Origin of the sequence: Flavobacterium sp. SLB02 (genome assembly GCF_009664855.1) — a bacterium.
In the GTDB taxonomy this organism is placed as follows: Bacteria; Bacteroidota; Bacteroidia; order Flavobacteriales; family Flavobacteriaceae; genus Flavobacterium.
On the sequence record NZ_CP045928.1, the window covers coordinates 1,051,960 to 1,070,488 of the forward strand.

Annotated in this window: 16 protein-coding genes; 1 reads left to right on the forward strand and 15 read right to left on the reverse strand. The window is 35.7% G+C overall.

Going from position 1 to position 18,529, the window contains the following annotated elements:
• Positions 1 to 31: 31 nt before the first annotated feature.
• The 12 genes from GIY83_RS04280 to GIY83_RS04335 all read right to left on the reverse strand — a co-directional run bounded on the left by GIY83_RS04280 (position 32) and on the right by GIY83_RS04335 (position 13,112).
• Positions 32 to 490, reverse strand: a complete 459-nt coding sequence (locus GIY83_RS04280) for a DUF1440 domain-containing protein (RefSeq protein ID WP_208685002.1) — start codon at positions 488 to 490, stop codon at positions 32 to 34.
• Between the two features lie 23 nt (positions 491 to 513).
• The gene (locus GIY83_RS04285; protein WP_208685004.1) at positions 514 to 1,023 is read right to left on the reverse strand and encodes a DinB family protein; all 510 of its coding nucleotides are present in this window, start codon (positions 1,021 to 1,023) and stop codon (positions 514 to 516) included.
• A gap of 23 nt (positions 1,024 to 1,046) precedes the next feature.
• Complete coding sequence (locus tag GIY83_RS04290) at positions 1,047 to 1,424, reverse strand: VOC family protein (protein WP_194618311.1); 378 nt, start codon at positions 1,422 to 1,424, stop codon at positions 1,047 to 1,049.
• 302 nt (positions 1,425 to 1,726) lie between these two features.
• The gene (locus GIY83_RS04295) at positions 1,727 to 2,107 is read right to left on the reverse strand and encodes a DoxX family protein (RefSeq protein WP_194618312.1); all 381 of its coding nucleotides are present in this window, start codon (positions 2,105 to 2,107) and stop codon (positions 1,727 to 1,729) included.
• Positions 2,108 to 2,405: 298 nt separating this feature from the next.
• A complete protein-coding gene (locus GIY83_RS04300; RefSeq protein ID WP_208685006.1) occupies positions 2,406 to 3,143 on the reverse strand; it encodes a GNAT family N-acetyltransferase in 738 nt (245 codons plus the stop codon).
• A 63-nt stretch (positions 3,144 to 3,206) separates the two neighbouring features.
• A complete protein-coding gene (locus tag GIY83_RS04305; RefSeq protein ID WP_194618314.1) occupies positions 3,207 to 3,812 on the reverse strand; it encodes a Crp/Fnr family transcriptional regulator in 606 nt (201 codons plus the stop codon).
• Between the two features lie 267 nt (positions 3,813 to 4,079).
• On the reverse strand, positions 4,080 to 5,498 hold the full coding sequence (locus tag GIY83_RS04310) for a TolC family protein (RefSeq protein WP_208685013.1): 1,419 nt from the start codon (positions 5,496 to 5,498) through the stop codon (positions 4,080 to 4,082).
• A gap of 130 nt (positions 5,499 to 5,628) precedes the next feature.
• Positions 5,629 to 8,790 carry an efflux RND transporter permease subunit gene (locus GIY83_RS04315; protein WP_208685015.1) on the reverse strand — a complete coding sequence of 1,054 codons (3,162 nt, stop codon included), beginning with the start codon at positions 8,788 to 8,790 and terminating at the stop codon, positions 5,629 to 5,631.
• A gap of 11 nt (positions 8,791 to 8,801) precedes the next feature.
• A complete protein-coding gene (locus GIY83_RS04320; RefSeq protein WP_208685017.1) occupies positions 8,802 to 10,025 on the reverse strand; it encodes an efflux RND transporter periplasmic adaptor subunit in 1,224 nt (407 codons plus the stop codon).
• A 241-nt stretch (positions 10,026 to 10,266) separates the two neighbouring features.
• Entirely contained in the window at positions 10,267 to 10,860 is a 594-nt protein-coding gene (locus GIY83_RS04325; RefSeq protein ID WP_194618318.1) for a TetR/AcrR family transcriptional regulator, read from the reverse strand.
• Positions 10,861 to 11,248: 388 nt separating this feature from the next.
• Positions 11,249 to 12,178, reverse strand: coding sequence for a carboxylesterase (locus GIY83_RS04330; protein ID WP_208685019.1), 930 nt, complete (start codon positions 12,176 to 12,178; stop codon positions 11,249 to 11,251).
• A 4-nt stretch (positions 12,179 to 12,182) separates the two neighbouring features.
• Positions 12,183 to 13,112: a ketopantoate reductase family protein gene (locus tag GIY83_RS04335; protein WP_208685021.1), complete on the reverse strand. Its 930-nt coding sequence runs from the start codon at positions 13,110 to 13,112 to the stop codon at positions 12,183 to 12,185.
• A gap of 98 nt (positions 13,113 to 13,210) precedes the next feature.
• Here GIY83_RS04335 and GIY83_RS04340 point away from each other — a divergent pair, with 98 nt between their 5' ends.
• Positions 13,211 to 14,047 (forward strand): AraC family transcriptional regulator, encoded by an 837-nt coding sequence (locus tag GIY83_RS04340; RefSeq protein ID WP_208685023.1) that lies wholly within the window; start codon positions 13,211 to 13,213, stop codon positions 14,045 to 14,047.
• Between the two features lie 40 nt (positions 14,048 to 14,087).
• Here GIY83_RS04340 and GIY83_RS04345 read toward each other — a convergent pair whose 3' ends face one another.
• From GIY83_RS04345 to GIY83_RS04355, 3 genes are all read right to left on the reverse strand, one after another.
• Positions 14,088 to 14,516 (reverse strand): GNAT family N-acetyltransferase, encoded by a 429-nt coding sequence (locus tag GIY83_RS04345; RefSeq protein WP_208685025.1) that lies wholly within the window; start codon positions 14,514 to 14,516, stop codon positions 14,088 to 14,090.
• Positions 14,517 to 14,843: 327 nt separating this feature from the next.
• The gene (locus tag GIY83_RS04350; protein ID WP_208685027.1) at positions 14,844 to 15,269 is read right to left on the reverse strand and encodes a response regulator; all 426 of its coding nucleotides are present in this window, start codon (positions 15,267 to 15,269) and stop codon (positions 14,844 to 14,846) included.
• Positions 15,270 to 15,398: 129 nt separating this feature from the next.
• Positions 15,399 to 18,503: an efflux RND transporter permease subunit gene (locus tag GIY83_RS04355; protein WP_208685028.1), complete on the reverse strand. Its 3,105-nt coding sequence runs from the start codon at positions 18,501 to 18,503 to the stop codon at positions 15,399 to 15,401.
• Between the last annotated feature and the right edge of the window lie 26 nt (positions 18,504 to 18,529).

Consider the following 18,529-nt stretch of genomic DNA (forward strand, 5'->3'; position numbering starts at 1 on the left):
GCGACTGAATAGTGAGACTGAACACTGCGAATTAACGATAAAATTTTCGGGTAATAGATGCAATAGGAAGCCCTATACAAAAGATCAGAATTAACATAGACAATATCAAAGGGAAATCCAAGTGTTTTTCAGGCAGCAGAGGAAATGCAATTGGAAGAACAATGAGATTCATTATTATCCAGACAAAAATACCGTATAAAACTCCTGAAAGGATAAGATTCTTTTTAAGAAACTGAAAGTAAGGATAGATTATAAAATAAAACCAGGCAAAAATAAAGGCAATCAGATAGTGAAGTCCAAGTCCGTACCACGCCATTTGTGGCCCTGCGGTATAAGCTTCTTTTTTAAAAATGCCACTTGCAATAGATTGAAGGATTTTTACGGCGGTTGTTTTTTCAAGTATAATAGCATAGATAATAACTGCAGCCAGAATATCAAGTGTTCCGGCGATTAATCCTGATAAAAAAATAGTTCCTGATTTTGATTTCATGTAGATAAAGATTGTGTTATATATTATAGCGTTGTTATATAATGTGAAATTTTCTGAAGTTGATGAGTATGTCTCTCAGAGTGAACCAGAGCAAAATTAATCCATTCATAGATCGTAAAATTTTCGAAACCTGGAATCTGAAAATCCAGACAGGTGAGTGTTAGATCATAATTTTCCGATGCGTTTAATAAATCAGATTCTATTTTAAGCAAAGCTAAAGTAAGCGAATTTTTATTGTAGTTTTTCATTTCGGGTTTTAGGAAATCCGGCGCATCCATTTTGGTATTGAAATTCAAAAATATGGATTCGAGTTCTTTTACATGCTCATCGTATTTTCGAATAGTAGCTTTGGTTTTTCCTTGAAATAATTCAGGATAACCAGAATTGCCCAAAATGATATGTTGCGCGACCTGTCCTGGTGTCCAGCTTCCTTTAAACGGCACAGTATTGATTTCTTCTTCAGAAAATGATGAAAGGGTTTCGTTTAATTTTCTAAAGGTTTCAACAATGTTTTTTTGAAGTTCTGTTTTCATTTTGTTGCTATTTGAAATTTAACTTACTGCCTAATAGAGGTAATCCACCAGATATTTCCAAAAGGATCCCTGACGCCACAAGTTCTGCCATAATCCTGATCACTTAATCCCATTAAACTTGTTGCGCCATTCTCCAGTGCTTTTTTATATGTTTTGTCAGCATCAGGAACATAAACAAATAAGTTGGCGTTTTGTTCAGGCCAGTCTTTAATTTCATCGGTAACCATAATGGTGCTGTCGTTTAGAATAATTTCAGCATGCTTTACAGTTCCGTCATCGCGTAAAACCTTCTCATTAGCATCTTTTGCATCAAAAACTTTTTTTGTGAAGTCAATAAACTGAGAAGCGCCTTTTAAAATTAAATAAGGCATTATAGTCTGATGTCCTGAGGGTAAATTCATGTTTGTCGGTTTTATAATTAGTACGATAAATTTACAATTTTAAATTTAATAATTTAAAAATCAGGACATTATGATTGTTTCTTTTAGGCAAGAACCTCACAATAGAAACCGTTCGCTTTAAGAATTGCAATAATTTTTCTACTTGAAATCGATAAACTGTGAATCCGTAAAATTTTATCACAATCTTCCAAATCAAAATTAATGGCGCTGTTTGGAAAATGTTCCAAAAGTTTCTCGACAATCATTTGAGATTGTTCCACTTGCTGAACATTTGTTTTAAAAACCTCGATCATTGTTCCCGATTATAAAGCGATATTTTTATATCGTTCAATTTTATGGTAATAATGATATGAAATGGCTAGGATTACTAAAAAGATCAAAGGAAAAAAGGATTGAAAACCAACCCCGTCAACCGCAAAATGACTGATAGAGGCAAATATAAAATCGAAACCAAATCCGGCATATGCCCATTCTTTTACATTTTTAGGAACTTGTGGAATCACCAATGCTAAAACCCCTAGGATTTTAAAAACAACTAATGCATTGCCGAAATATTCAGGATAGCCTAAATGTTTGATTCCTTCCTTTGCAAGTTCAGTTTGTGAAGTTAGTGCCGGCATAACTCCTTCAAATAAGAAAATAATAATTGTAGCAATCCAAAAAATAATTTTTGCTTTTTTCATAGGTTTGTTTTTTAAATGGTTATTAGTTAATGTATTACAAACTTACAAATGTTATTTTTTTATCGAATAGTTATTTGCGACTATTTTAAGGTCATTTAGGACAAAATAGGGATGTTTGGTTTTGTAAGAGATGTCTTAGATTTTTTTTACAATGGAGTAATGAGAATAGAATATAGATTTTTAGACCAGATTTGTCATACAGTGTATCATCCCTTGTTGGGAAAGAGAGGATTGTCAATAAAAAAATCTGATTTGATCTGCTTTTTCAAAAAGCGAATCCGTGTTATCGGTACCTTGTTTACTCTGCTTTCAAAATATAATTTTTAATGACAAATAAATCCTGAAAACCTAATCTGGTATAAATGTCTTTTCCCATTGCAGAGGCTTGCAATAAAGCATAATCAGCTTTTAAATCTATAGCAAGATTAAGGGCAAATTTCATGATTTCTTCGGCAAAACCTTTTCTTCGCATTTCAGGGATTACTCCAACGCCATGAATTCCGATAGTTTTTCCGGTTTGGAAAAGCATAAATGTTCCGATAGGTTGATCTTCATTAGAAACCAAATAAAAATGAACATTTGTATAATGCTGAATCAGGATTTCTTTGCTGATTACATAACCAAAAGCATTAGGGTATAGCTCTGACCAGATTTTAGCATCTTGTTCATTGTCGATTTTCTTAAAGCTAAGCTGATGTTCTAATTTGAATTTTTCGTTTAGTTGTAATGCCATTGCGATTTGCTCGGTTTTTAATGAAAAACCATAAGCTTCAAGTATTTCATAAGACTTTGTTCCGAAGATATCCCAATGGGGCAAAACCAAACCTGAATTGGATTGCATGGTTTTGATAATATCCGGTAAGTCTTTTTTAGTAATATCTTTGCGCAACCACAATTTATTGGGCCAACCCGAATTTTCGATTTTGCAGTATTCGAAAGTATCGTTTTTATGATAGGAGAGGAAAGGGGTTCCAACAGTTTTCCAGAAATCGGTAAGGTTATTAATATTGTCTTGGATGAGGTTTGTATTTTTCATTTTGATGCAATTGAGAAACAAAGATAACTTTAGGCTTTATCACAAACCTTTACATATGTTGATTTACAAATCTTTTTCGAGCGTTTTTCTAATGCGGCTTAATTGTGTTGGAGTAATTCCTAAATGCGATGCAATATGAAGCAATGCGATTCGCTCTGAAATATCAGGATGTTTGGCTAAGAGATCCAAATATCGTTCGGTTGCATTTTCCATAACTATTGAGATTTCTCTTTGTTCTTTTTCTATGACCCAATTTTTTTCTAAATACGCGATATAAAAGTTTTTTAAATCATCTTTTTGGAAAATCAGTTCTCTATATTTTTTATAATTAATACTCATTATAATAGAATTTTCCAGCGCTTCAATTGCAAAGTACGAAGGATTTTGCTGTATCAAAGAAGCGGTTGATCCTGCGAGATCTCCTTCAAGAAAAATGTTTTTGTTGTAGATATTTCCTTCTGTATCGGTTATAAAAGCGCGTAGAGCCCCTTTAGCAACAAAGTAAATTTCTTTTGCAATTTGACCGTTTCTTAAAAGTAATTCTGCTTTTTTTATTGATTTTATCTCAATGTTATTTTCGATTAATTGCCAGGATTCCTCAGAAATAGGAGCATAGCTTTCGAATTTTAGCTTTAAATCGTTGATGTATTTATCGTGATGGAGTGTCATTTATGTTGAAGGTTTTTCGGCTTATCAAAAGTAAAGAAATAAAGTGTAATAAGTGGCTGGCAAATAATAGTACGCTAATTACAGGGATTAGCTTGGCAAAGGCGCAGATTTAACACGGAATTTTTTATGCACATTTTATGCTCTGATTTTTCTCATCTGCGTGCCATGAGAAAACCATTGGATGACAAAGCATAAAAAAACGCCATGAAACTAAAAGTCTCACAGCGTTTTCATCTCAAAAAATAAATAATTAACGGGTAATGGGTATTATCTCCAACCTCCGCCCAATGCGCGATATAACTCGGTGTTGGCAGAAAGCTGCTGTCTTTTTATGTCAGCTAATTCTAATTCACTTTGTAGTAAATTTGATTGCGCTGAAAGAACCTCTAGATATTCAGCCATACCATTTTTGAATAACAAATTGGCATTTTTAATGGCTTGTTGTAATGTTTTTACTCTTTCTTTAAGGAAAGATTCTTGCTGTTGCAATTTCTCTACTCTTACCAAAGCATCAGATACTTCGCTAACGGCTACAAGAACCGATTGTCTAAAGCTTAAAACTGCTTTTTCTCGTTCGGCAACTGCAATATTATATTGAGTTCTTACCTTTTTATTGTTTAGTAAAGGTTGAGTTAAACCTCCTGCAACGGTTCCGAATAATGAAGCCGGAATGTTGAACCAATTACTGGTTTCAAATGAGTTTACTCCGCCCTGAGCGGTAATTTTAAGTGAGGGATACAAGTCGGCTTTTGTGATTCCTACGTTTGCATTGGCAACTTTAAGGGCTAATTCGGCACTTTTTACATCCGGTCTGCGGCTTACTAATGAAGAGGGAATTCCAATTGCATTATTGTTTTTCACTTCAAGAACACTCAAACGAGTGGTTCTGGTTTTAGAGTTCGGGAATGATCCTGTTAGAACGCTTAAAGCATTTTCCTGGATGGAAATGTTTTGTTCTAATTGCGGAATCAATTGCGCCGAAACCAATTTCTGTGCTTCTGATTGTTGAATGGCTAATGTAGTTACTTGCCCGGCATCATATTTTAATTTGATGATATTGGTTGTACTATCATTCAATTTAAAGTTTTGTTTGGCAATTTCTAATTGCGCATCTAACATCAAAAGATTATAATATCCTTTAGAAACATTGGCTACAATTGTGGTTTGCAATGCTTTTTTAACTTCTTCTGACTGAAGATAACCGGCATAAGCGCCTTTTTTCTGATTACGGATTTTACCCCAAATATCAGCTTCCCAGGAAAGTGTTGCTCCGGCAGAATAATCATCAATATGATTTTGGCCTAAAGCCTGACCTAAATTCTTTCCTGTAAAACTATTATCAGAAGGATTGCTTGTGCTTGCACTCACATTTAGATTCACCTGAGGAACATTTCCCCATTTTGACTGCGTGAATCTGTATTGCGCAATTTCGATATTTTTAGTAGCAATCTGCAGGTCATTGTTTCTGGCTACAGCGCTATCGATGAGCTCAATAATATCTTTTTCTGTAAAGAAATTTTTCCACTCCACATCTGCAATACTCGTGGTATCTTTTGAAACCGATGCATTCCTGAAATTTTCAGGAAATGCATCTTTTGGAGTTTCAATATCCTTAGAAACTTTACAGGATATTATAGTCGTGATCAAAATGGCGATCATCACGATTTTGGTTATATAATTTTTCATTTTATATGTTGTCATTAAATTTCTGTACAAGTATCTTTTCTACTATCAAGATCTCTTGAGATTCTATAGGATATGTATCCAATGCCAATGATGATGGCTACAAGGATTGTCGTTATATAGTTTTCCATTTTTATTTTTCTTCGTTATGAATTACGGCTACTGGTTTTCCAGAAACCTTTTCTTGTAAAAATTGGAAGATGATAAATAAAACAGGGATGATAAACAACCCTAATATTACTCCTGAAATCATACCTCCGGCGGCACCAATACTAATAGAGTGGTTACCTTGTGCTGACGGTCCTTTGGCGCTCATCATCGGGATTAATCCCACTACGAATGCTAGAGATGTCATGATAATTGGTCTAAGACGCAGTTTGGCTGCATCGATTGATGCTTTGACTAAAGCCTGACCTGATTTTCGTTTCTGCACCGCAAACTCCACAATCAGAATGGCATTTTTGGCCAGCAGTCCAATAAGCATTACCAGTGCAACCTGCACGTAAATGTTATTTTCAATTCCTGTCAATCCAATAGCTACGAATACTCCAAATATACCTGCAGGGATAGATAAGATTACGGCCAATGGCAATATGTAACTCTCATACTGTGCAGCAAGTAAGAAATAGATGAATATCAAACACAGTAAGAAAATTGTTGCTGACTGACCTCCAGAGGAAATCTCTTCACGAGTTTGTCCTGAAAATTCAAAACCATAACCCGCAGGCAATTGTTGTGCAGCTACTTCCTGAATTGCTTTAATGGCATCTCCGGAACTAAATCCTGGTTTAGGGATCGCATTAATGGAAATCGAATTAAACAAGTTGTATCTCGAAGCGGTTTCTGAACCATAAATACGGGTTAGTTTCACTAAGGTATTTATGGGCACCATTTCGCCTGTTTTGTTTTTAACGAAAACTCGATCAATTGATGAGGGATCAGCTCTATCGGCAATATCGGCCTGAACCACAACTCGGTAATATTTACCAAATCGGTTAAAGTCAGAAGCTTGTGCGCTACCAAAATAGGTTTGCATGGTTTGTAAAATGTCTTTTACATTCACACCCAATTGGTTTGCTTTCTCGTCATTGATATCCAATTGCAATTGAGGATAATCGGCTTTGAAAGAGGTAAAGGCTACGGCAATTTCCGGACGTTTCATTAATTCTCCGATGAAGTTTTGAGAAATTCCACTAAACTTATCGAGTTTTCCACCAGTTTTATCCTGAAGCACTAAATCTAAAGCCTCTACGTTACTAAATCCAGGAACGGTTGGGAAACTAAATACAAAGAAACTTCCCCCTGAAATAGCACCTAACTTACCACGAACCTGATTCATAATCTCGTCGATATTTTTGATATCTCCACGATCTTCATTTGGTTTAAGCAATACGAAAACAACGGCTGAAGATGGACTTGTAGAATTGGTCAATAAGTTAAAACCTGAAATCGCTGTTACAAATCGCGATGCATCTAAACCTCTTAAAGTGTTTTCTGCCTGGGTCATTACTTTTTGAGTTCCGTCAAGAGATGTACCAGAAGGCGTATTTACTGCAATGGCAATAAATCCTTGATCTTCAGTTGGGATAAATCCGGCAGGGGTTGTTTTTACCATTACTATAGTAGCTAGAGTAATTAAAGCTAAACCTCCTAAACTTAACCATTTTCTGCGGATTAAAAATTTCAAACCTCCAACATAACGGTTGGTTAGGGAATCAAAACTTTTGTTGAATCCGTTAAAGAATTTTTCTTTAAATCCTTTTTTCTCATAAGGACCATCTCCATGAGCCGAGTGATTGTCTTTTAAGAACAATGCAGCAAGAGCTGGACTTAAAGTTAATGCGTTTACCGCTGAAATTACAATTGCAATTGCCATTGTAAAGGCAAACTGACGATAGAAAACTCCTGTTGAGCCTTCCATGAAACCAACCGGCAGGAATACAGCAGCCATTACCAGCGTAATCGAGATAATAGCACCCGTTATTTCGTGCATTGCTTCATGCGTGGCTACTTTTGGAGACAAATGTTTATGCTCCATTTTCGCATGCACGGCTTCGACGACGACAATTGCATCATCTACCACAATACCAATCGCCAGAATTAAAGCGAAAAGCGTTAGAAGGTTAATCGAGAATCCGAATAACTGCATGAAGAAGAACGTTCCTAAAATTGCTACAGGTACAGCAATAGCCGGGATTAATGTTGATCTAAAATCCTGAAGGAATATAAATACTACGATGAATACTAGTATAAACGCTTCAAGTAAAGTATGCTGAACTTGCTCAATAGACTGATCTAAGGCAACTTTTGTACTATAGAAAATGTTATGTTTGATTCCTGTAGGGAAATCTTTTGAGGCTTTCTCCATCAATTTGTTGATGGCCACCTGAATATCATTTGAATTTGAACCTGCCAGCTGGATAATACCAATTACAACTCCTTTTTTACCATTTAAACGCGTTAAACTGTTATAAGAGTAAGCACCAAGTTCGACTCTGGCTACATCTTTGAGGCGAAGTACTGAACCATCAGCATTAGAACGTATAGCAATATTTTCATATTCTTCCGGTTTGGTTAATTTTCCTTTGTATTTAATAACGTATTCAAAAACTTCTTTACTTCTTTCACCAAATTTACCCGGAGCAGCTTCCAAACTTTTGTCCTGAATCGCGCCCATGATTTCATTTGGAGTCACTTTGTAAGTCGACATTTGTGTAGGGTTTAACCAAACACGCATAGAGTAATCTTTTACACCTCCAAAAATACTGGCAGAACCAACTCCCGGAATACGTTTGATCTCCGGAATAATATTAATCTGTGCATAATTGGCAACAAAAGTCTGATCGTATTTTGACTCATCATCGGTATACATACCAATGGCCATGATAAAACTGTTTTGTTGTTTGGCAGTTGTTACACCTTGCTGAACAACCTCTGCAGGCAATTGACTCGTTGCCTGAGCAACTCTGTTCTGCACGTTAACGGCTGCCTGATCTGCATTTGTTCCTAATTTAAAGAAAACTGTAATAGCAAGAGATCCGTCATTACTGGCTGTAGAACTCATGTAAGTCATGTTCTCCACACCATTTATAGATTCTTCCAGAGATGGTGCCACAGAACGTAAAACCGTTTCTGCATTGGCTCCCGGATAAACCGCCGTTACCAAAACCGATGGTGGGGCAATATCGGGAAACTGTTGTAAGGGCAACTTGGTAAGACCAAGTATACCTAATATGACCAATAAAATGGAAATAACGGTTGCCAGTACAGGTCTTTGTATAAATATTTTGAACATTTTCGTAAAAATTATTTTTTATTAATTATTTGGGCAACTTTTGCAGGCGATGATTTCTCAGGCTGAATCACTTGTCCGTCCTGTAGTTTATCAATACCGCTCAATACAATTTGGTCACCAGATTTTACACCATCTTTAATTAAATAGTTTGTTCCGCTTTTACCAGAAACCGTGATAGGCATTTTGGTAACTTTGTTTTCTTTGTTTACTGTGAAAACAAAAACTTTATCCTGCATTTCTACAGTAGCCGATTGAGGAACCAAAACAGCATCGTCATGTTGAAGACCTAAACGAATTTTCCCCGTGTTTCCTGAACGTAGAGTTCCGCCAGTATTCGGGAAAGTAGCCCTTAGGGTAATTGCTCCGGTAGTTTTATCAAACTGACCGTCGACCATATCAATTTTTCCGGTTTGAGGATAAGCATTGTTATCGGCCAAAACCAAAGTAACAGGAGGTAATTTTTTTAGTTTATCACCAAGGCTGTTTCCAGCGTATTGCGCTTTAAAGTTGATAAAATCAGTTTCTCCTAAAGAGAAATAAGCGTAAACTTCATGAACATCAGATAAGTTTGTTAATGGCTCAAGATCAGTTGCAGAAACTAAACTTCCCTGTTTTTTAGGCAATCTTCCAATGTAGCCACTCACTGGAGCTGTAACATTGGTATATCCTAAGTTAATTTTAGCAGAACCTACCATTGCTCTTGCTTGTTCGATGTTGGCAGCAGCAATTTTTTGAGAAGCCTTAGCCGTTTTTAACTGATAGTCTGAAACTACTTTGTTTTGTACCAAAGGAGTCAATTTATCCACTTCTAAGTTAGCGTTAATTAAAGCAGCTTCGTAAGCATGAAGACTTGCTAAAGCATTGTTTAATTGCTCGCGAAAAGGACGTTCGTTTATTTTGAATAAAGTCTGACCTTTACTTACATAAGCACCTTCGTCTACATACACTCTTTCAAGGTTTCCGCTAACTTGTGGGCGAATTTCAACATCAACTGTTCCTTGTATCGAAGCAGGATATTCAGCATCAGTAGTAGTGTTCTCGCTTGTGATGGCTAAAACTGGTAATAATGGTGGAGCAGGAGCTGCCGGAGCCTGCGACTTATCTGCACAACTGCTTAGCACGAGTGCCAGAATAAAGCTGGTTATAATTACATTTTTCATTTTTGTATTGGTTTTAATTTGTTGGACATTCTTATTGTTTAAATTTTGTGATATTCTGATATTCTGGGCATTCATATTTAATTATATTAAATTATCTAACGTTGTTAAGTATAATTGCGTAAAAAACCATACAATGATGCTTTCCGATTCTATTTGTAATCGGTATTAAATTATTTATCACTGTTAAGTAACAAGAGAAAAAAACGCTATATTACTTTATTAAATTTTCTAACACTGTTAAGTAAAGTAGTAAAAAAATAGTTGCTAAATTACCTATTAAATCATTTATCACTGTTAAGTTAAAATGAAATTTTTTTTATTGTATTGATTTTATGATTCCACCAATCGCATCTTTTAGGATTTGATTGTTGATAGTTTCCATTATTTCACTTTTGTTGATGATATTAATTGCAATCAAACCATGTATTACAGAGAAGAAAGTAAAATACTTTTGTTTGATAACTTCATCAGTAGGGTTGCTGTTTTTCATTATCTCACCAATAACTGCAGTAAACAATTTATAAGGTGCTTCGGCAGCAGAACATCGGTCAGAACAACAATTCATTTGCACCCCAAACATTACCTGATACATTTCAGTATCTGTAAAAGCGAAATCCCAATAGGCCATCCACATAGCTTCTAATTGTTCTTCGGGTTTTTCAAATTTATCTCGGGCTTGCTGAAGTTCTTTGGCTAACTTGATAAAACCTTTCCCGGTAAGTTCATTAAGGATAGCTTCTTTATTGGAGAAGTATTCATAAATGATAGGAGCCGTATATTCAATCTTGTCAGCAATTTTTCGCATGCTCAGACCTTGCCATCCTTCTTCTTTCACGATAGCATAAGCAGCCTCAAGAATGTTACTTCTTGTCTCTTCTTTTTGTCTTAAAATACGATCTTTACTAGCCATTTTATTTAAGTATTAAATTGTTTAACACCGTTAGGCAAATGTATGGCGGTTTTTCTGATTATGAAATAAATTTGTCATAATATTTTCTTATTGTTGTATAGACAAGTATTAAAATGAGCCGAAAGCCTTTAATAATAAGAGTTGGGTTAATCTTAATTTTTTAAGGACCATCTAATTTTCGTGTTTTTAAGACTATTTGTCCCGCCCTAAAGTATGTTTTTTATGATCAAAGCCACCCTAAAAGGATCTCGTTTTGATCGGGGCTAGGCGGGAAATCATATTTTTTATGAGACTTTTATATTTTTTAGCTCAAATTTTTCCAAATGAGAATAGAATATAGCCAAATCGGAATGCCAAGAAAAGAACATAAAAACTGAGCTCCTAAACTTTATAAATGCTCTAAGAATTTAATGATCTGCGTTTTCATAGTGGATAAGCCAGGTTCTTCATAGGGAGCATGGCCACAATTTTCCAGAAAAACTACTTTTTTGAGACAATTTAATTTCTCATAAAATGCTTTACTGGTTTGAAATGTTGTCCAAAGATCTTTTTCAGGCTGCAGGAACAGAACAGGAGCAGCAGTAAAGTTTTCCGGTTCTATTGCAGGGATAAAATTCATATAGGTTCTTAGAAAGCGTAATTTTATTTTACTTCCTCCGGCGAGTTTATCACTGGAAAATATTTTTGAAAAAGAAACCTCGTTTGTAATCTTATCCATTTTACAAACCCACTTTATGGGTAAGTTAATAGAATCTGAAAAGAACTTTAAAAAATTACTTAACGGCAAACCAATTCTACTTAAAAGTAGATTTGCTGCAAGATCATCCCTTACTTTTTGCGAACGTGGATCTGCCAGTGTTGTTACTATGAGGGCTTTTACATTTTTATTTTTGGCCGCAACCTGATAAGCTAACATCCCGCCAACGCTTAGTCCTAACAAAACAATTGGTCTGTTATCTTTGATTAATTCAGCGTCTAAAAAATCAGATAGAGAGTCTACCCAAGCTGAATAATTGATATTTATTTTTTTAGGATTTTTGGTCAGTCCGTAGCCAATTAAATCCGGTGCTACATATTCATAGCCCTGATTGTACAGGAAATTACCATACAAACCAATTATCCTTCCGTTTGCGCCAGCACCATGAATTACAATTACTTTTACCGGCGAGGAGGGATTTTTCATTCGGTCTAAATGAATATCAAAATCTTTCCATTTCCAATATTCTTCACAGGGAAGGTTATCTTCCCTGTATTGTAAATCTTCAGGCAAAAAAGCATTGTATCTTCTCCAGTATGATAACTCGCTATAATATTTCATTTCATTAAGCAATTCTATAGGTGGCTTCTATTTTCTCATTGACACCATTATAAAAAGGAGTTTGAATTCCATATTTTTTAGCGTTTTCAATTATGTAATCCACTAAGAATTGTTTCTCTGTTGGGTTGTTATTCTCAAAATCCAGCTGCAAAGAAGATTTGGATTCAAACGGGAATTTAGTCAATAAATCTTTAGAGGTTTGCATATCTTCCTTTGTGAGAGTAATATAGTTTTTCTTTGCAAGGGACTGAATCTCTAGCATCATGTTTTGGAGAATGTGCATCAGGTTTTGATCTTCTAGGAGTTGACCAAATGTAACTTTGTAAGCGGATGTTATTGCAGCAACGGGAGCAACAAATAGATACTTCTTCCATAGGATGTTATTGATGTTAGGAACATATGTAATGTCTAAACCTCCGACAAGTAATAAATCAATTAAAGATTGATTCTCTTTTCCTCCAACAAAAATCTTTCCAGGTCCGCCAACATGCTGAACATGTCCAGGTTGTTTTACATTCGAAGCCACATAAATGCATCCTTGTAAAATGTTTGCGACATTTGGCAATACCTCTTGTATTATTTCTTTGGCATTCACCACATTTTGCAAAGTAATTATGGTCGTCTCAGCATTTATACAATCTTTATATGTATTTAATATCTCTTTTATAGAATACGATTTACAGGTCAGGATTAAAACATCCAGAATTCCAATTTCTATTGGATTGTCTGAAACTAAATCAGGAAATATAGTGGTTGTAGTACCTTTAGAATCAAATAATAAACCTTCGTTCTGTATGGCGTTTTTGGTTTCGCCTCTGCAAATAAATATGATTTTTGTAGCGCTGTCTTTATATTTTTTGGCCAGGGGAGCACCAACAAATCCACCGATGCCACCAATTCCAAGTATTCCTATTTTTATTGTATTTGAGTTCATATTCTAGTTTTTGATTTTAATTGCTCCTGCAAAGTAAAGAGGTTCGAAATTATTAAATGATGTAAAAATATCGGTTATATTTGTAAAAATTAAGGATTATGAAAGACACCTTTTTTATATACAAAGATTTCGAAATTTATTCTGTCGAAGAACTTACCTGGAAGAAGGAAGTGCACCGGCATAATTTTTTCGAACTATTATATATCGAATACGGAACGGGCAATCATATCTTAAATTCTATTGATCACAATTATAAAGCCCACGATATTTATTTGCTTACGCCAAAGGATTATCATTCTTTTAAAACAGTAACGCCTACAAAATTTCATTGTTTGCGTTTTCTGCCCGGTTTCTTTTCGAATAAAAAAGAAATAGAAGACATCGAAAAATTGTTTTACTACCACAACCAGACCAATGGAAATTTGATTTTTCCTGAAGATGACAAAACCTTTTGCGAGATGGTTATTGTGAAGATTCTAGAAGAAGTAGCCAGACCAAAAGGACAAAACGAGATCATTATAAAAAGTTTGATGATCTCATTGATTCAGATCATTAGACGAAATGCGAGTATAAAGGAGAGCAATTTGAATTTTCAAAGCACCGAAGTTTTAAAAATTGATACGATTTTAAGCTATATCCGGTCCAATATTGCCAACCCGCATTTGCTCAAAAAAAAAGAAATGGCCAGTCATTTTAATGTTTCGATCCATTATATTGGCGAGTATTTTAAAACACATCTCAATATCACATTGCGGGATTATATCGAGCAAACAAAGCTCAAAGTGGTTAGGGAAAAATTGAGCAGAAGCAATTTGACCTTCTCTGAGATTAGTAACGATTTAGGTTTTATTGACAGTAGTCATTTTAATAAATTCATCATGCGAAGCACTGGTGTTTCTCCATCGGAATTTAAAAAATCATTAAGTATTTCTTAGCAGAAAAATTAGTAGCTACCAAGAAATACTCTTGAGATAGTTATTTTATAAAATCCATTTCGACATGCTCAATTCCGGCATCCAGAAAATAATTATCAGTTTGTCTGAATCCATTTTTGATATAAAATGGAGTAGCGATTACCTGGGCATAAAGATAAATTTTCTCTTCCTGTTTTAAATCGTCTAATATTTTTGACAAAATCGCTTGGCCAATTCGTTGTCCTCTAAAGGTACTAAGGACCGCAATTCTTTCAATTTTTGCTCCTTTTTCCATTTTTCTGTATCGTGCTGCTCCGGCTGGTTCTCCCTTTACGGTTGCCAGGTAATGTACAGCCTCTTGATCATCCATAGATTCGCGCTCCTGGGATACATTTTGTTCTTCTACAAATACTTGTCTTCTTATTGAAAATGCGGTTTCTATTTGTTCTTTATCGTCGACTTTCTCGACTTTAATACTATTGTTGTTCATTTTGTTTCTGGGTTTGATATACCTGATTAAAGTAAAAATAATTTGTGTGCAAATATACGTAGTTAACTACATATATTCAAAGTTAAATTTTAAATTTTGTGTTTTTTTTATAATAAATACAAGGCTTAGCAGCAATACTAAAAGATGATTGAAGCAATAAATATTTAGATTATCTCCGATTGAAACGGCATCCTTTTATGGCGGTCGCAAAGCCCCGGGACACCATAAAAGAGATAGTTAAATGAAATTTCTCTGCTTCTAAAACTAAAAAAACACCTGTAAAGATTTTATCTAGAGGTGTTTTTTTGGTTCAATGAGTTAGATTATCTACTTTACATAGTTGGGAGAAACACAAGTTTCCCAGTAACTTACAATTGTTTTAATCATTTCTTTGATCTCGTTATAGCCGCTTGGCTTAACAAAAAATCCCTGAATGGATTTTGAATAAGCATCTACCACATGTTTTTGTTCTGCGCTTGTGGAAAAGAACAAATAAGGAATCGATTTGAGTCGTAAATCTTCGTTTTGATGAATTTTTTCCCTAAGTTCCATACCATTTAGTTTTGGCATATTGATGTCAGAGAAAATAATAAAAGGCTCAATTTGTGTAGAGGTTAAGTATTCTAATGCTTTTTCGCCTTCGGAAAAAAAGATAATTTCATTCTTATAATCAAGTTCTGTAAAGATATCAGTTAAAATTTCCTGATCATCCAGATCATCTTCAATTATAATAATTGGTCCGCCTTTGTTCATTTAAATTTTTTTCAAAGGTAGATGTTTATTCTCAGTTATTTCTGGTTTTTATAATTTGCTCATAATCAAAAAAAACACCTCTGAAGAATAGGTCAAGAGGTGTTTTAAAAATAAATATAGTAAGATAAATTATGATGCTGTGTTGCTCAAATCTTTTTTACGATATACCAGGTAAAATACCTGTGGCAATACCGTTAAGGATAAAATCATACAGGTTATTAATCCACCAACGATCATAATGGCCAATGGTTTTTGAACTTCAGAGCCCATTCCTGTTGATAATGCTGCAGGTAATAATCCCAAGGATCCCATTAAGGCAATCATAACAATAGGACGAATTCGGGCATAAATTCCGTTGGATATGGCATCTTTTATATGCATTCCCGCCCTCATGTTTTCTTTAATGATTCCGATAAGGACAATACTGTCAATGGCACTGACCCCAAAGAGAATAATAAAGCCAATTCCAGCTGAGATGCCAAATACAGTTCCTGTAACCCAAAGTGATAGAAAACCACCAATAAAGGCGTAAGGCATTGCGCTTACTGCGACCAAAGTGTCTTTGAAATTCCCGAAATTGAAATACAGTAAACATAAAATCAAGATCAGTACAACCGGGACAATCATCGCCAATTGTCTCGAAGCCCTTTCTTTGCTTTCAAATTCTCCTGCCCATTTCATTACATTTTCTTTAGGGAGTTTTACTTCTTGGGCTACTTTTTTCTGAGCTTCATCAATGGTGCTTCCCAAGTCTCGTCCTTCGATACTGAATCCTACGGCAATATATCGGCTGTTTCCTTCACGATAGATAAATGTTGGACCTGTTTTATATTCTACGGTAGCAATTTCTTTTAAGGGAACTTTTTTGCCGTTCATAGTGGGAATCAGGATATCTTCGATCTTTTCTTTTGAGTCGCGATATTCTTTCTCGAAACGCAAGGTGATATCAAAAATCTTTTCATCATCATAAAACTTGGTTGCGGCCTGACCTCCAATGGCCATTCTAATAACAGCTTGCGCATCGGCAGTTGTTATGGCGTAACGAGCCATTTTTTCGTCATGAAGCTGAATTCTCAGTTCAGGTAAACCAATGTTTTTATACACATTAATATCTTCAATTCCTTTTACATCTTTGATGGATTTGGCCACTTTTGCAGCCATTGCCTCGAGTTGAAAAAGATCATTTCCGAATATCTTAATGACCAACGGACTTTTAACTCCCGCAACATATTCCTCTACGTTATCCTGAATAGGCTGGCTAAATCCAAACCCAATTCCCGGATACACATCGAGTTCTTTTTTGATCTCGGCAATTAGTTCTTCTTTGCTGATCTTTCTTCTCCACTGGTCCTGATGTTTTAATTCGATATGCAATTCGATATTAAAAAATCCCGTTGGATCTGTTCCGTCATTTGGTCGTCCGGTTTGTGTCAGGACAAATTTTACTTCTTCAAACTTCCTTATTTTGGCTTTCATTTCCTTGGTTAGCCTTACCGCTTCATCCAGATTGATACTGTTAGGCAAAGTGGCTCTTACGTAAATGGCTCCTTCATTGAGTTTAGGAATGAATTCTGAACCGTAAAAAGCAAACTTCGCGCAGCAAACTACCAGTAAAGCAATGAAAGCATATAGTGTGGCTTTGCGATGTTTGGTGCTCCACTTAAAGAGTTTATAAAGGTTTTCTCTAAAGAAACGCGAAATCATATTTTCTTTCTCCACTATGTTTTTCCTGAGCATGACCTTACACATCGCCGGAACATAAGTAAGGGATAAAATAAGTGATCCTAATAGCGCATAACTTAAAGTAAAGGCCAGGGGAGAGAACATTTTTCCTTCCACTTTGGTGAAAGAGAAAATCGGCATCAGTGCCACAATCAGGATGATCAGGGCAAAGAAAATATAAGTAGCTACACTGCCCACACTTTTCTTGATAAGTCCCATTTTGCTCATATTATTAAAGCGTTCCATTCCTACTTTATGCGCTTTCTTTTCGAGCGATACAAAGACCTGTTCGACAATGACAAGTGTTCCTTCGAGCAGCAATCCAAAGTCCAGTGCTCCCATAGAAATCAGGTTGGCTGGTAATCCCTGAATTCTAAGCATGATAATGGCAAACAAAAACGAAAGCGGAATCACAGAGGCTACAATCAATGAGGTTCTCCAGTTGTAAAGGAAAATAAACACGATGAGTGATACCAATAAAATACCTTCAACAAGGTTTTTGGTCACTGTTTTTACCGTTGTGTTTACCAATTCGGTACGGTCAATAAAGGGAACAATTTTTACATTATCGGGCAGCACTCTCTCGTTAAGTTCTGCCAAACGATCTTTTAATCTCTTGATGACTTCGCCCGGATTTTCTCCGCGAAGCATAATTACAATACCTTCAACCACATCGCCCTGATCATCTAAACCTACTTGTCCTAGTCTTGGTTTGGCCGATATGGAAACCTCGGCTACGTGCTTGACTAATATGGGCGATGATCCTTTGGTTTGGATCAGTATATTGCCAATATCTTTGACCTTATCAATTAAACCCACTCCTCGAACTACATAAGCCTGATCGCCGCGCTGAATTACGTCTCCACCAACATTTACGTTACTCTTAGACACTGCTTCGTAAACATCTAAGGCAGAGAGATTATAATTTTCGAGTTGCGTAGGATTGATTTTGATCTCGAAGATTTTTTCTTCACCACCAAAACTCACCACATCGGCAACACCGGGAACAGCTACGAGTTCTCTCTCGATTACCCAATCCTGAATGGCTTTGATCTCCTTGATAGGCAAATCACTTTTGATAACGTATCTAAATATCTCACCCGTTGCTCCGGATGGCGGTTCAATATCCACATCAGCGCCTTCGGGAAGATCTAATCCGTTAAGGCGATTCGAGGCATATTGCTGTGCGTAAAAATCCTCAACATCATCATCAAACAATACCGTTACAACCGATAATCCGAAAAGTGAAATAGAACGAACTTCGGTTTTTTTGGGGATGGTATTCATTTGTTTTGAAATGGGAAGTGTGATGAATTTCTCTACTTCTTCGGCGCTTCTTCCCGGCCATTGTGTAATAATCCTTGCCCTTGTATTGGTTACATCAGGAAAAGCTTCTATGGGCGTGTGAATATAGCTCACTATACCCGCGACTAGTAATACGGCTGTCAGGAAAAAAACGATCAGGGAGTTTTTTAGCGAGAAAGCGACCAGTCCTTGTACAAATTTTTTCATGTCTTGTATGGTGTTTATCCCTTAGG